Origin of the sequence: Croceicoccus mobilis, from assembly GCF_001661965.1 — a bacterium.
In the GTDB taxonomy this organism is placed as follows: domain Bacteria; phylum Pseudomonadota; class Alphaproteobacteria; order Sphingomonadales; family Sphingomonadaceae; genus Croceicoccus; species Croceicoccus mobilis.
The window spans coordinates 12,311-27,032 of record NZ_LYWZ01000028.1 but is presented as its reverse complement, the minus strand read 5'-3'; the positions used below and the strand labels follow the sequence as shown (position 1 = coordinate 27,032).

Annotated in this window: 10 protein-coding genes; 9 read left to right on the top strand and 1 reads right to left on the bottom strand. The window is 63.6% G+C overall.

Annotated elements, in window-relative coordinates; all coding sequences use genetic code 11:
• Positions 1-105: 105 nt before the first annotated feature.
• Both A9D13_RS17925 and A9D13_RS17920 read left to right on the top strand, forming a co-directional pair.
• Positions 106-1,995, top strand: coding sequence for a DEAD/DEAH box helicase (locus A9D13_RS17925; protein WP_066776901.1), 1,890 nt, complete (start codon positions 106-108; stop codon positions 1,993-1,995).
• A gap of 102 nt (positions 1,996-2,097) precedes the next feature.
• Positions 2,098-3,369: a VOC family protein gene (locus A9D13_RS17920; RefSeq protein WP_066776898.1), complete on the top strand. Its 1,272-nt coding sequence runs from the start codon at positions 2,098-2,100 to the stop codon at positions 3,367-3,369.
• 68 nt (positions 3,370-3,437) lie between these two features.
• Here the strand turns inward: A9D13_RS17920 and A9D13_RS17915 are convergent, their stop codons facing one another.
• Positions 3,438-5,756 (bottom strand): FdhF/YdeP family oxidoreductase, encoded by a 2,319-nt coding sequence (locus tag A9D13_RS17915; protein WP_082922547.1) that lies wholly within the window; start codon positions 5,754-5,756, stop codon positions 3,438-3,440.
• 154 nt (positions 5,757-5,910) lie between these two features.
• Here A9D13_RS17915 and A9D13_RS17910 point away from each other — a divergent pair, with 154 nt between their 5' ends.
• From A9D13_RS17910 to A9D13_RS21445, 7 genes are all read left to right on the top strand, one after another.
• Complete coding sequence (locus A9D13_RS17910; RefSeq protein WP_066776895.1) at positions 5,911-6,423, top strand: 2Fe-2S iron-sulfur cluster-binding protein; 513 nt, start codon at positions 5,911-5,913, stop codon at positions 6,421-6,423.
• On the top strand, positions 6,420-7,406 hold the full coding sequence (locus A9D13_RS17905; RefSeq protein ID WP_066776892.1) for an FAD binding domain-containing protein: 987 nt from the start codon (positions 6,420-6,422) through the stop codon (positions 7,404-7,406). The genes A9D13_RS17910 and A9D13_RS17905 overlap by 4 nt, the downstream gene beginning before the upstream one ends.
• Positions 7,403-9,598 (top strand): xanthine dehydrogenase family protein molybdopterin-binding subunit, encoded by a 2,196-nt coding sequence (locus A9D13_RS17900; RefSeq protein WP_066776889.1) that lies wholly within the window; start codon positions 7,403-7,405, stop codon positions 9,596-9,598. The genes A9D13_RS17905 and A9D13_RS17900 overlap by 4 nt, the downstream gene beginning before the upstream one ends.
• 2 nt (positions 9,599-9,600) lie before the next feature.
• On the top strand, positions 9,601-11,007 hold the full coding sequence (locus A9D13_RS17895; protein WP_066776886.1) for an alpha,alpha-trehalose-phosphate synthase (UDP-forming): 1,407 nt from the start codon (positions 9,601-9,603) through the stop codon (positions 11,005-11,007).
• A gap of 179 nt (positions 11,008-11,186) precedes the next feature.
• Positions 11,187-13,301: a TonB-dependent receptor gene (locus tag A9D13_RS17890; RefSeq protein WP_066776883.1), complete on the top strand. Its 2,115-nt coding sequence runs from the start codon at positions 11,187-11,189 to the stop codon at positions 13,299-13,301.
• Positions 13,302-13,644: 343 nt separating this feature from the next.
• Entirely contained in the window at positions 13,645-13,806 is a 162-nt protein-coding gene (locus A9D13_RS20870) for a hypothetical protein (RefSeq protein ID WP_172808221.1), read from the top strand.
• A 185-nt stretch (positions 13,807-13,991) separates the two neighbouring features.
• Positions 13,992-14,279 carry a PilZ domain-containing protein gene (locus tag A9D13_RS21445; protein ID WP_156522161.1) on the top strand — a complete coding sequence of 96 codons (288 nt, stop codon included), beginning with the start codon at positions 13,992-13,994 and terminating at the stop codon, positions 14,277-14,279.
• Positions 14,280-14,722 lie beyond the last annotated feature (443 nt).

The window sequence follows — 14,722 nt, the reverse complement described above, 5'->3', positions numbered from 1 at the left end:
CCGCGATGCCTTTGTGCGGACCCCCACAGCTGAACCGCTTGCATGATCGCCGCGCCGTCCCTCCGGCCCGATCGAGTCCGGTTCACCCGGACCCTTGAGAGTGACATGAATTTCCCCGACCTGCCTTCCGTCTTTGCCCAGACGCTCGACGAACGTGGCTATACCTCCCTTACCGCGGTGCAGTCCGCCGTGCTCGCGCCCGAGGCTTCGGGCCGCGATTTGATTGTTTCGGCGCAGACGGGTTCGGGCAAGACCGTGGCCTTCTCCCTCGCCTTTGCGGAAAACCTCCTGGGCGATGCGGAGCAGCTTCCCTTTGCCGAAGCGCCGCTGGCACTGATCATCGCGCCGACGCGTGAGCTGGCCATGCAGGTCAGCCGCGAACTGATGTGGCTTTACGCGAAAACCGGCGCGCGCATCGCGACCTGCGTCGGCGGGATGGATCCGTCAAAGGAACGCCGCAACCTGTCGCGCGGCGCGCATATCGTGGTCGGCACGCCCGGCCGCCTGCGCGATCATCTCGAACGCGGTGCGCTTGACCTCACCTCCTTGCGCGTCGCCGTGCTGGACGAGGCGGACGAGATGCTCGACATGGGCTTCCGCGAAGACCTCGAAGAACTGCTCGACGCGACGCCCGATGGCCGCCGCACGCTGCTGTTCTCGGCCACCATGCCGAAGCCGATCGTGGCGCTGGCCAAGCGCTACCAGAACGATGCGCTGCGCATCTCGACCGTGGGCGACGATCGCGGCCATGGCGACATCGCCTATCAGGCGGTGACGGTCGCTCCGGCTGAGATCGAGGCGGCGGTGGTCAACCTGCTACGCTTTCACGAAGCCGAAACCGCGATCCTGTTCTGCGCCACGCGCGACAATGTGCGCCGCCTGCATGCCACGCTGCAGGAACGCGGCTTTGCCGTCGTCGCGCTGTCGGGCGAACATTCGCAGAGCGAGCGCAACCACGCGCTGCAGGCGCTGCGCGACCGCCGCGCGCGCGTTTGCGTCGCCACCGATGTCGCCGCGCGGGGCATCGACCTCCCTAGCCTCAGCCTTGTCGTGCATGTCGAGATTCCGCGCGATGCCGAAACGCTTCAGCACCGGTCGGGCCGCACCGGCCGCGCGGGCAAAAAGGGCACGGCAGTCATTATCGTGCCCTATCCGCGCCGCCGCCGCGTCGAATCCATGCTGCGCGGCGCCAGGATCGAGGCCGAATGGATCGAGGCCCCCAGCCGCGAGGCCATTCGCGCGCAGGACCGGGAACGCCTTTTGGAAGTGCTGCGCGAGCCGGTCGAGATCGAGGAGGACGACCGCGAACTGGGCCAGCGCCTGCTGGAGGAACGCCCGGCGGAAGAAATCGCCGCCATGCTGGTGCGCGCCCACCGCGCCCGCATGCCGCAGCCCGAAGAGCTGACCGAAAACACCCCCGAAGCGCGCCGTGCGGCGCAAGCGGACCGCCACCGCCCCGGTTTTGAGGACGTTCGCTGGTTCCGCATCGAGGTCGGCCGCCGCCAGAACGCCGATCCGCGCTGGATCCTGCCGCTGCTGTGCCGCCGTGGCCATATCACCCGCGCCGAGATCGGGGCGATCCGCATCGGCCCCAACGAAACCCATTTCCAGGTTCCGACCGCCATCGCCGACAAGTTCGCGGCAACGCTCCACCGCACCGCCGGAGACGAGGGTGACCGCGACGCACTGCTGATCGAGCCGTCGGACGGCCCGCGCGAAGCGGCACGCGAAAATCGTGGCGGCAGGCGCGGCCATGACGACGGCCCGCGCAAGGCTCCCTTCAAGCATCGCGGTCAGGGCGACGATCGCCCCGCCCGCGGCCCGAAGAAATTCGGCGCGAAGAAGTTCGACGACGCACCGCACGGCGATGGTCCGCCGCGCGACGCACCCAAAAGGCCGCGCAACGGACCGAAAAAGCCGTTCAAGGGCAAGGGTGCCGGCAAGCCGGCGTCAGGCAAGCCCGCATTCAAGGGGAAGCCCAAGAAGCGGGGCTGATCGCCCCGCCCCCTTGAACATCGCGCCCGGCAGGGGCAGGTCAGCATGACAATGAGTCGGCGCTGACGCCGCACGCTGAACCGTTCAAGAGCCGGGAGCCCTATGTCCAATTTCATCCCTCGCGATGACATCCGCAGCCTGTTTTCGGCCGCCATGTCAGCGATGTACCGTGCCGAAGTCCCGCTTTATGCGCAGCTTCTCGACATTGTCGCGACGGTCAATGCGCGCACGCTGGAAGCTGACGTCGCGCAGGCGGAAAGCATGTCGCGCCGTGGCGAACTGGCCCGTATCGATGCCGAGCGCCATGGCGCGATCCGGGTCGGCACCCCGGCGGAATTGCGGGCGCTCGCGCGGGTGTTCGCGGTCATGGGGATGGAGCCTGTCGGCTATTACGACCTGGCCGCCGCGGGCATCCCGGTGCACTCCACCGCCTTCCGCCCGATCGGCGAAGAGGCTTTGGCGCGCAACCCGTTCCGTGTCTTCACCTCTTTGCTGCGGCCCGAACTGATCGCGGACGAAGATTTGAGCGCGCAGGCGCTGGACATCCTCGCCTCACGCCGGATCGTGTCCGACGAATGCATGGCGCTGGTCGAGAAGGCAGAGGCCGAAGGCGGCCTGAACGATTCCGACGCGCAGCGTTTCGTCGCTGCCGCATTGGAGATATTCCGCTGGCATTCGCATGCCATCGTCGACACGCCGACCTATGAACGGCTGCTCGCCTCGCACCGGCTGGTCGCGGATATCGTTTCTTTCAAGGGGCCGCATATCAATCATCTCACCCCGCGCACGCTCGACATTGATGCGGCGCAGGCGGAAATGCTGGCGCGTGGCATCGCGGCCAAGGACAGCATCGAAGGCCCGCCCCGGCGCAAGGTGCCGATCTTGCTGCGCCAGACCAGTTTCCACGCCCTGTCGGAAAGCTTCATCCCGGCAGATGCCGATAGCGCCAGCGCGCAGCATACCGCCCGTTTTGGCGAGATCGAGCAGCGCGGCGCGGCGCTGACGCCCAAGGGCCGCGCGCTTTACGACGAATGCCTCACCCGCTCGCGTGATGACGGCATGTCGCTGGAAATGGCCTTCGCCGATTTTCCCGACAATTTCGCAGAGATGGTCGATGAGGGCCTGGCCTATGCGCGCCATGTCACCAATGATGATGGCACCGTCACGACCGAGCCCATCGCCTATGAGGATTTTCTGCCCGTTAGCGCAGCCGGCATCTTCCGCTCCAACCTTGGCGAAGAGGTGCGCGGCGCCTATGCCGAAAGCGCTTCGCAGGACGCATTCGAGCAGGCCCTGGGCCGCCCAGTCCACGATCCCTTTGCGCTATATGCCGCGATTGCGACCAGATCGCGGGCCGATGCCATGCACGCGTAAGTGGATACGCGTGCCTGCGCGTGGAACCCTTGAATGAGCCGCCGCCCGGATTGTCTCACGCGTCGATCTCAGGCCAGTACCCGCACCGGGATACCCTTGCTTGCCGGGGTCTTCGAGAGCCGGTCGTGATACCACAGCGGCACCAGCGCATTCAGTTCGGGAAAATAGCCCGCCAGCGTGCCGCGCGGAAGGTCATAGGGAACAACCTCCAGCCCGGCGACAGAGCGGTGGAAATCGTCCCTGCCATCGGTATCGGTGGCAAGGCTGATGACTTGCCCTTCGCGCAGGCCATGGTTCACGATGTCCTGCGGGCTCATCATCACGATCATGCGGCTGCCCTTCAGCCCGCGCAGACGGTCCGAATGGCCATAGATGGTGGTGTTGAACTGATCGTTCGAACGCAGGGTGACAAGATGGAAGCGCCCGTCCGCATCGCCGATGCCGCATGAATTGAGCACGCTGGGATCGGTGAATTCGGCCCTGCCGCTGTCGGTTTTCCAGATGCGTTCATGCGCCGGATTGCCGCGATAGAAACCGCCGGGCTGATCCATGCGCACATTCATGTCGTGGAATTCCTGCGGAAAGCTCTGCGCGATGAGGTTGCGGATCTTCGCGTAATCGCCCTGCCATTCGTCCCATTTGACGCGCGGGTTCGCGGGCACAGTCGCCTTCGCCATGCGGCAGACGATTGCGGTCTCGCTAAGGAGATGCTCGCTGGCCGGCTCGCGCTTGCCGATGGAGCCGTAAATATGGCTGAAGCTGTCCTCGATGCTGACCTGCTGGTTGCCGCTTTCCTGCATGTCCTTCTCCGCCCGGACGAGGCAGGGCAAAATCCAGCTTTCCTTGCCCGGCATGCAATGCGTCTTGTTGAGGCGGGTCGCGATATGAACCGTGAGTTCGAGATCGCGCCAGCAGGGATGGATGCGCGCATGATCGGGCACCGCCTTGGCCAGATTGCCGCCCAGCCCGACAAAGCCCTTTGCGCTGCCATCGATCACGCCCTCGAGGAAGTCGACCGTGGTGTTGCCGTCTTCCTCTGGCGTTTCCACGCCGAACAATTCGCGATATTTGTCGACCGGAGCCAGCGCCGTTTTCTCGGTGATGCCGACGGTGCGCTGCCCCTGCACGTTGGAATGGCCGCGAATGGGGGAACAGCCAGCGCCCTTCCTCCCCATGTTTCCGCCCAATAGCAGCAGGTTCACCAGCATGCCGATCGCCTGCGATCCATGCACATGCTGCGTCAGCCCCATGCCATAGATGCCGATCACGTTCTTCGCATCGGCATAGACATCGCCCGCCGCTTCCAGATCGGTGCGCGCGATGCCCGAGTTCTTCTCGATCGACGACCAGCTAGTGCCCTTCAGCGTGTCGAGGAAGGCGGGAAGCCCGTTGGTGTGCTGTTCGATAAAGGCCGTGTCGAGAACGCGCTTTTCGCCTGCGGCCTGCGCCATTTCGTCACGCTCGATCACGCGTTTCATCACGCCCATCAGCGCCGCGATATCGCCGCCCGAACGGACCTGCAGATACATATGGTTCATCTTCGTGGGTTTGCCGACCGTCATCTGGATCGGGTTTTGCGGATCGGTAAATTCGACCAGCCCCTTTTCGCGCAGCGGATTGAACACCACGATCTTGCACCCGCGCTTCACCGCGTCCTTCAGCGGATGCAGGATGCGCGGGGAATTGGTGCCGGGGTTCTGGCCAAGGTAGAAGATCGCATCGCAGTGCTCCAGATCCTCCAGCTGGCAGGTGCCGACCGGCGATCCGACAACCTTCTTCAGCCCGACCGAAGTCGTTTCGTGACACATGTTCGAACTGTCGGGCAGGTTATTGTGCCCATAGATGCGGGCGAACAGGGCATAAAGATAGCTGGCCTCCAGCCCCGCCTTGCCGCTGGCGTAGAATGTCACCGACTTGGGATCGAGTTCGTTTAGTTTGGCGCCGATGGCGGCGAACGCCTCGTCCCAGCCGGTCTCGACATATTTGTCGGTGGCCGCGTCGTAACGCATCGGATGGGTCAGCCGGCCCACCTGCTCCAATTCGTAATCGCTGCGCGCGGCAAGCTCCGACACGGTGTGGCGCGCAAAGAATTCCGGGCCGCAGCGGCGGGTGGTCAGGTCCCACAACGTCGCCTTCGCCCCGTTTTCGCAGAATTCGAAGGGGTGGGGATTAGGCGGCTTGGTCCAGGCACAAGAGGAGCACATATAGCCGCCCGGCTTGTTCTGCTCCTTCAGCGTGTCCAGCGCGCCGGGGCCTGCCATCTCCGCCAGCTCGATCCGGGAAATGCCCTGCACGGAACCCCAGCCGCCTGCCGCGTGTTCATATTCGCGCGGTTCGGGCAGGGTCGGGGCCTCGGCATCAGGGCCCCGGTTTTCTTGATCCGCCATTCGCTTTTCCTCGATCGCAATCCCTCCACCCACGAGACGAGCGGATCGGGAACATGTTCCGGCGCGCGGGCGCAAATCGCCCCGCATTAACCATTTAAATTATTGATCGGGAAACGAAGCGCGCCTCGGTCATTGGAGGGGCAAGGAGACTATCTTGCCCATCACCATCAATGACCAAAGCCACGAGCTGCCCGACGACCCCCGCGTCAGCCTGCTCGATTTCCTGGGGACCCATATCGGGCTGACCGGCACCAAGAAAGGCTGCGATCACGGCCAGTGCGGTGCCTGCACCGTCATCGTCAACGGCATGCGCATCAACAGCTGCCTCTCGCTCGCCGCGCTGCACGATGGCGACCATGTCACCACGATCGAGGGGATCGGCACGCCCACCGATCCGTCCGCTCTGCAGCTTTCCTTTGTCGAACATGACGGGTTCCAGTGCGGATATTGCACGCCCGGGCAGATCTGTTCGGCGACCGCCATGGCCGATGAATTCGCCAATGGCTGGCCCAGCGATGCTTCGGACAGCCTGACCGGCGATATCGCCATTACGCCCGAAGAAGTGCGCGAACGCATGAGCGGCAATCTGTGCCGCTGCGGCGCCTATGCCAATATCATCGATGCGATCATGGACACGGTCACCGCCGAAAAGGAGGCGCAGTCATGAAGCCGTTCGATCTGCAACGTGCCGACGGCCTGGCCCATGCAGGGCAGCTGTGCGCCGACAAGCACACTGCCCCTATCGCGGGCGGCACCAATTTCGTCGATCTGTTGAAGCTGGAGGTCGAGACCCCGTCGACCGTGGTCAACATCAATCCGCTGCCGCTGGGCGGGATCGAGGAAACCGCCGATGGCGGGCTTTCGATCGGCGCGCTCGTCAGCAATACGGCGACCGCTGTCGACATGCGGGTACGCGAAAACTGGCCGGTGCTGGCCCGCGCGATCCTTGCGGGCGCGACCCAGCAATTGCGCAACAAAGCGACGACCGGCGGCAATCTGTGCCAGCGCACGCGCTGCTATTATTTCACCAATATCGACCAGCCTTGTAACAAGCGCGAGCCCGGATCGGGCTGCGGCGCGATCAAGGGCGTCGCCCGCCTGCACGCGGTGCTGGGCACCAGCGACCACTGCATCGCCACCTATCCCGGCGACATGGCGGTCGTGCTGGCCGCGCTGGACGCGCAGGTCGAAATCGCCGGGCCTAAAGACAGCACCCGCACCGTGCCCGTGCGCGATTTCCACCGCCTGCCGGGCGACCAGCCGTGGAAGGACAATGTGCTGGAAGATGGCGAGATCATCACCGCCGTCACCCTCCCCGCCCCCGTTGCGGGCAGGCAGGTCTATCGCAAGGTTCGCGAGCGGTCCTCATACGCCTTCGCGCTCGTTTCCGTGGCAGCGGTCATCGACATGGATGGCGATTCCATCACCCGCGCCGATCTGGCGTTTGGCGGACTGGCGCATAAGCCGTGGCACGATCCGCGCATTGCCGACCTGCTGGTCGGGCAGTCCCCGTCAGAGGCATTGTTCGACAAGGCCGCCGACCTGCTGCTCGAAGAAGCACAGGGTTACGGCGAGAACGATTTCAAGATTCCCCTCGCGCGGCGCACGCTGAAAGCGGTGCTGGCCGAGGCAACCGGGGTAAAGCCGTGAACGCATATTTCAAACAGGACGAACCCGATACGCGCAACCTGCTGGACACCGGCAAACAGGGCGTGATCGGCAAGGCGCTGTCGCGCCCCGAAGGCCTTGCCAAGGTGACGGGCACCGCGCCCTATTCCGCCGAGTACCAGATTGATGGGTGCCTTGAAGGCGTGCTGGTAACCGCGCCCTTTGCGCGCGGACGCATCACCGCGATCGACAAGAAAGCGGCGCTGGCCATGGATGGCGTGATCGCGGTGATCGACGATCCGCGCATGACCACCCGGCCTGCGCAGGGAACTGCCGCCGCCGCGCCCGAACAGGGCCCCGGTGAGGTCGATTATTTCGGCCAGCCTATCGCGCTGATCGTGGCGGAAACCTTCGAACAGGCACGCCATGCGGCAAAGAACCTTCCCTTCGACTATGAAGCGGACGAGATCGGCTCGGTTCCGCTCGACCCGGAAAGCGCGCCACGCGAAACCGACGACGGCAGTTCGATGAGCAAGGGCGATCTTGCCCATGCGATGAAGACCGCGCCGCACACGGTGGACCTGCGTTATCGTACACACGGCCATGTCAGCGCCGCCATCGAACCGCACGCCGCCATTGCCCAATGGGACGGCACCAAGCTGACAGTGCATGCCGCGCAGCAGATGCCCAATTACAATATCGCCGAACTCGCCGATATCACCGGTTTGGATGAGGAGAACGTCCGCCTCATCTCCCGCTATGTCGGCGGCGGCTTCGGGTCGAAGCTGGGCGTTGCCGAAGAGACTGCGGCAGCGGCCATTGCCGCGATGCAGCTGTCGCGCCCCGTGCGTGTGGTGATGAGCCGGCAGCAGGTCATGCAGGCCATCGGCCACCGCAGCGAAAGCCGCCAGCGCGTGCGCCTTGCCGCCGATAGCGGCGGCGTGCTGACCGGCTTTGGGCATGAGGCGCTGGTCGCCAACCTGCCGGGCGAAAGCTTTGCCGAACCGGTGCTGCAATCAAGCCAGTTCCTCTATGGTGGTGACAATCGCCTGCTGAAGCTGGAGATCGCCCGCATCCACCGCTCCACCGCCGCATCCGTCCGCGCACCGGGCGAAGCGGTCGGCATGCCTGTGCTGGAGGCCGCGATGGACGTGCTGGCCGAAGAAATCGGCATCGACCCTGTCGAATTGCGGCTGAAGAACATCCCCGAGAAAGACCCCGACACCGGCCTGCCCTTTACCGAACATGGCCTCGCCCGATGCCTGAAGGAAGGGGCCGAGGCATTTGGCTGGGACAGCGGACCGCGCCAGCCCCGGCTAAAGCGCGATGGCGATTGGTGGATCGGCACCGGCGTCGCCAGCGCTGCGCGCGTCCACAACGTGGCCGAGGCGAAGGCCCGCGTCACGCTGAACCCCGACGGCACCGCCAGCGTGCAGACCGACATGACCGATATTGGCACCGGCACCTATGCCATATTGTCGCAGATCGCGGGCGAGATGCTCGGCCTGCCGCCGGAAAAGGTGCTGGTCCAGCTGGGCGATACCGACTTCCCGCGCGGTCCCGGTTCGGGCGGCAGCTGGGGCGCGGCCTCGATCGGCTCCGCCGTGCTGGTCGCTTGTGAGGAGCTGCGCGGCTCGCTGGCCGAAAAGGCAGGCGTGAACAGCGATGAACTCGACATCGCCGATGGCATGCTGAACGGCCAGCCCGTGTCCGATCTGCTGGGCGGAAAGGAACTATCCGCGCTCGGCCATTACGAGCCGGGCAAGATTGCCGATGATTACACCTCCTCCGGCTTTGGCGCGTTTTTTGCCGAGGTGCGCGTCAATCGCCATACGGGCGAGGTTCGGGTCAGCCGCATGCTGGGCGCATTCGCCTTTGGCCGGGTGCTGAATGCCAAGACTGCGCGCTCGCAATGCATTGGCGGGCTGGTCTGGTCCATCGGCACCGCGCTGACAGAGGCGCTGCTGTTCGACCCCAATGACGGCCATATCGCCAATGCCGATCTCGCCGAATATCACGTGCCCGTGCACCGCGATATTCCTGCACTCGACGTGCTGATGCTGGAAAAGAAGGACGCCGCTGCCAGCGCGATCCAGGCCAAGGGCATCGGCGAGCTGGGCATGTGCGGCGGCGCGGGCGCGATCGCCAATGCCATCTATAACGCCAGCGGGGCGCGCATCTTCGAATTCCCGATGACGCCCGACAAGGTACTTCAGGCCATGGAGGACAACTGAAATTGTCACGGCTGATTGTCGTATCGAACCGCGTTGCCGACCTCGACAAACCCGGCGGTGCCAGCTCGGGCGGGCTGGCAATGGCCATGGGCAATGCGCTGAAGGAGAGCGGCGGCATCTGGCTGGGCTGGAGCGGTCGGACCGCCGAGGAGGACGGCGAGCCGGTATTTTCCGAGGTGGGCGACATCACCCTCGCGCGGGTCGATTTGTCGCGCCAGAACGTCGAGGAATATTACAACGGCTATGCCAATCGCACGCTCTGGCCCCTGTTCCATCACCGCATCGACCTTACCGCCTATGAGCAATCGTTCCGCGATGCCTATCTGGATGTGAATCGCACTTTCGCACGCGCAATCCGCTCGCTGGTCGAACCCGATGACGTGATCTGGGTGCAGGATTATCACCTGATCCCGCTGGGGCGGGAGTTGCGGGCGCTGGGCGTGAAGAACCGCATCGGCTTCTTCCTTCATATCCCATGGCCCGCGCGCGAACTCTTCGTCACCCTGCCCCAGCATGAGGATCTCGTCTGGTCGCTGTTCGGATATGACCTTGTCGGCTTCCAGTCGAACAAGGATCTTGGCGCCTTTACCGATTATGTCGAAACCGAACTGGGGGTCGATCCGTCGCCAGACGGGCTGATCGACCATTTCGGCCGCAAGCTTCACGCACGCGCCTATCCGATCAGCATCAATCCCGGGGAGATGGTCGAACTGGGCAAAAGCGAGGCCGCCGCAAGGAGCGAGGCCATGCTGCGCGACAGGGCGGGCGAGGAAAAGATCATGCTGGGCGTCGACCGCATCGATTACTCCAAGGGGCTGCCCCAGAAATTCGCGGGCTATGAACGCTTCCTCGAACGCTTCCCCGAAAGGCACGGATCGGTGCGCCTGCTACAGATCGGCCAGCCCAGCCGGGGACTGGTGGAGGAATATCGCAACCTCGGCGACGAACTGGCCGCAGAGGCCGGGCGGATCAATGGGCAATATGGCACGCTCGACTGGTCTCCGCTGAGCTATCATACGCAGTCCTATGGTCGCGACGCCTTGGCCGGGATCTATCGCGCGGCAGATGCGTGCATCGTCACCAGCCTGCGCGACGGCATGAATCTCGTCGCCAAGGAATTCGTCGCGGCCCAATCACCCGACGATCCCGGTGTCCTCATTCTCTCGCGCTTTACCGGCGCTGCCGAACAATTGGGCGATGCCCTGCTCATCAACCCCTATGACAAGGAACAATGCGCCGAGGTTTTCGCCGAGGCGCTCGACATGGGACGCGATGAGCGGATCGCGCGGTGGCAGGCATTGAACGACAGCATCGCCCGGAACAGCCTGACCGACTGGCAGGAGCGTTTTACCCAAGACCTGCGCGGAACGACCCATAGCGGCGCTAAGGCAAGTGCGTTCGCGTTCTAGGCCTGCGCCCTGAAATCCTTTCCTGAAATCCGGGGCTGAAAGCCGGGCCTGCGGCCATTGGTGGGCCGGCCCCCTTACGCAACGATCTGCGAAGATTTCGTCAGCCCCATTGCCTTTGCGATCAACTCGCATTAGCAGCCTTCCCAAATTGCGAATCAATCGCAGTGTTGGGAGGTTCAATGTCTGTTCGCCGTCTTTCCGCTGGATCCTTGCATGCGTCGCTGGCCGTGGCTCTCGCCGCGTCCGCCGCGCCGGCCTTTGCCGAGGAGCAGGATCAGGACAAGCGCCGCTCCTATCTGCCGGATGAGATACTCGTTGCCGGTGAACGCGGCAGCTATGCGATCGATGACGGGTCGAGCGCGACCAAGACGCCAACGCCTGTCATCGACGTGCCGCAGGCCATGTCCGTCATCACCCGCGACCAGATCGAGGACCAGAACGTGCGCCAGCTTAACGATGCGCTGCGCTTCGTCGCGGGCGTATCGCTGGAATCGGGCGAAGGGCACCGCGACGAGGTATTCATTCGCGGGCAGGAGAGCACGGCCGATTTCTATCTCAACGGCCTGCGCGACGATGCGCAATATTATCGCTCGCTCTATAATGTCGAACGGGTCGAGATCCTCAAGGGTTCGAACGCGCTGATCTTTGGCCGCGGCGGCGGCGGCGGCGTAATCAATCGCGTTAGCAAGACCGCCAGCCCCGACACTGCTTTCACCTCGGCTGCCGGATCGGTGGACAGTTTCGGCGCCTTCGCGATTTCGGGCGACATCAACCAGCCGCTCTCCCTGTCCTCCGCGGCCCGGCTCAATGCGACCTATGAGGAATTTGCCAGCCACCGCGACGCGTACGAGGGCCGCTTTATCGGCGTGAACCCGACCGTGACGCTGGACCCGTCGGACCGCACCCGCGTCGTTCTCAGCTATAGCTATGACGATGACGAACGCGTGACCGACCGCGGCGTCCCCTCGCTGAACGGCGCTCCGCTCAAGGGTTATGACAAGGCGTTTTTCGGCCAGCCCGGCTTTAACGAGGCGAAATCGCAGGTGCATATTGCCCGCGCCCGCGTCGACCATCAGCTCTCCGAGAGCCTTAGCGTAAATGTCAGCGGGCAGTTCGCCGATTACGACAAGGTCTATGCCAATATCGTGCCGACCGGCACTGACGGCGATACGCTAAGCCTTGCCGGATATCGCGACGCGACGACGCGCCGCAACTGGATCGGGCAGGGTAATCTGGTCTGGGAAGGCAATACCGGCGGCATCGGCCACACCTTCCTCGCCGGGTTCGAGGCGATTAGCCAAGACACCGGCAATTCGCGCGATATCGTCCATTTCGGCAGCATTGATGGCCCGACCTCGGTGCAGGTAGCGCTGAGCGATGACATCACCGTTCCGGAATTTGTCCTCGACCCGCTGGCGCGCAACCGCGCGTCGGAGCTGACCGTGCTGTCCGCCTATGTGCAGGACCAGATCGAAATCGGCGAGCATCTCCAGCTGATCGGCGGCGTGCGCTTCGAAAGCTTCGACCTCAAGACCGTCGACCTCGTCAGCGGAACACCCGCTTCGCGCAAGGACGAGAAGTGGAGCCCGCGTTTCGGCGTGGTGGTGAAGCCGCAGCAGACGCTATCGCTCTATGCGAGCTATTCGGAAAGCTTCCTGCCGCAGGCAGGCGATCAGTTCGTGCTTATCAGCCCCACTTCGGCAGAGCTGGCGCCGGAGAAGTTCGAGAATATCGAAGCCGGCATCAAATGGGCACCGCGCCCGCATCTGCTGGTGACGGCCGCAGTGTTCCAGCTGGAACGATCGAACCGCCAGACCACCGATCCCGACAATCCCGGCTTCGTGGTGCTGACCGGCAAGACCCGCACGCGCGGCTTCGAAGCCCAGCTGACCGGCGAGCTGGCGCCGGGCTGGAACGCCAATATCGGCTACACCTATCTCGACGGCAAAGTCCGCTCCCGCGTTGGCAGCACCGAGCCGGGTACCGTGCTGGAGCAGGTGCCCGATCACCATATCGCGGCATGGACCCGCTATGACATCACGCGCCGCATCGGCATCGGCGGGGGCATCGTGCATGCGTCAAAGCAATATGCCTCGCTCAGCAATGCGGTCGTGCTGCCGTCCTATACGCGGGTCGATCTTGCCGGCTATTTCAAGGTGAACGAGAAGGTTTCGCTGCAGCTGAATATCGAGAACATCTTCGACGAGGATTATTACCCCAGCGCTCATGGCGACAACAACATCCAGCCAGCAAAGCCGCTGAACGCGTCCGTCAGCGCCCGCGTCAGCTTTTGATAAGCGAACGTGGTGCGCGGCATGGCCCGTTCTCTTCGTCAGAATGGCAAGTGCGAATTTTCGGCCCGATCATTCTGCCATATTCGGCAGATTTCAGCGGCCCATGGCGCTACTTCGGTGTCTGGGAAGCGTTGGTTGGCTGTCGTGGCCAATTCCTTGATCGGTCGCCTGCACCTGGCTCGACCCTGACATAGCCGCACTCTGCAAAACGAGAAGGATCTTCATCGGGAAATGATCGCTATGTCCGAACAGTGAAGGATGCTATGCATCATCCATTGCGGGACACTTCAAGATGCATCCCGTGGCTGAGAGACCTCCGCGCTCCCGCATCGAGGAGCGCGACATGGATCTCAATCAACTTTTATATCATCATCAGATCGCATTGATGAATGCCAACCGATGGCGCTCATCCGGATTCCGGGGGGCGCATTTCGATATGGTTCGGCACTACTCTGCACGGTTGCGGCGCATTCGCCATGACATGAACGTGCAGCAATACCGATGAGCGTCATCATCGCCTTTCCGCTTCCTGCCCGCCTCCGAAAGGACAGCAATATTCTCCCGACAGTCGGTGCGGCACTGGCCTGCGCGCTGACTGCGAACGCTTCGACCAGGAAGCTCAAGCGGCGCGCGCAACCGTATTCAGGCAACTGACGTGTCGGCAGGTTTCGGCTGGATCGCTGCCCCTTGATGCCCGATCCATCCCACCGGACGGGGAGCCCGATGGAAAACCGAAATTCTGGCAGGATCAGTGTCGGCAAAACGTTTCGCTGCACGAGCGCGCGACGCGTCTTCGATGCTTATGTCTACAATGTTTCGAAAAGCGGCTGCATGATCGAAGTGCCGGGCGCAAGGATGAGCGAGGGCAGCCTCGTCGCGCTCAGATTCACCGAACCTGCGGCCACGGATGGCAAGGTGGTTGGCACTCCGGCGCGAATGCCGGGGTGTGTTTCACAGCCCCGCTTCACGATGCCGTGATTAGGTTCCTCGGTTACGATCCGTCATGCGACCAGCCGGTCTACCTAAAGCCCGTGGACCGTTTCGGTCGATCCCTGCGCCGTCTGGCGCAGCCCCGATGGTGATGCAAGCGGCTGATTGGGTGCAAATCCAGCCGGATCGAGGAAACGGCCAGTCGCACTGACGGACGTCGGAAACTCAGACTGGGCCCAAAAGGGCGCTCAGGGTTCTTGGACCAGGGAAGGCCGTGCAGTCCTGCGACCGGCCCTGGTCAGCGTGGCCCGGCGGGGGGTGCCGGGCCACGCACTTCCACTTGCCAAACAATGTCCGGCATTGCCGGGTTCAAATAATTAGGTCGAGCGTGCCAGCCGTGCTACATCGCAATCGCTGACGTCGAAATTTGCGACGGACTTCGGCCTTTGACAACCGCCTCTTGCCGCCTTGCGGCGTGGCGCAACCAGACG

Bases quoted from the DNA above. Each gene is read 5' to 3' on its own strand.
- A9D13_RS17925 (WP_066776901.1), top strand. From the start codon at position 106: ATGAATTTCCCCGACCTGCCTTCCGTCTTTGCCCAGACGCTCGACGAA.
- A9D13_RS17920 (WP_066776898.1), top strand. From the start codon at position 2,098: ATGTCCAATTTCATCCCTCGCGATGACATCCGCAGCCTGTTTTCGGCC.
- A9D13_RS17915 (WP_082922547.1), bottom strand. From the start codon at position 5,756: ATGGCGGATCAAGAAAACCGGGGCCCTGATGCCGAGGCCCCGACCCTG.
- A9D13_RS17905 (WP_066776892.1), top strand. From the start codon at position 6,420: ATGAAGCCGTTCGATCTGCAACGTGCCGACGGCCTGGCCCATGCAGGG.
- A9D13_RS17890 (WP_066776883.1), top strand. From the start codon at position 11,187: ATGTCTGTTCGCCGTCTTTCCGCTGGATCCTTGCATGCGTCGCTGGCC.
- A9D13_RS20870 (WP_172808221.1), top strand. From the start codon at position 13,645: ATGGATCTCAATCAACTTTTATATCATCATCAGATCGCATTGATGAAT.
- A9D13_RS21445 (WP_156522161.1), top strand. From the start codon at position 13,992: ATGCCCGATCCATCCCACCGGACGGGGAGCCCGATGGAAAACCGAAAT.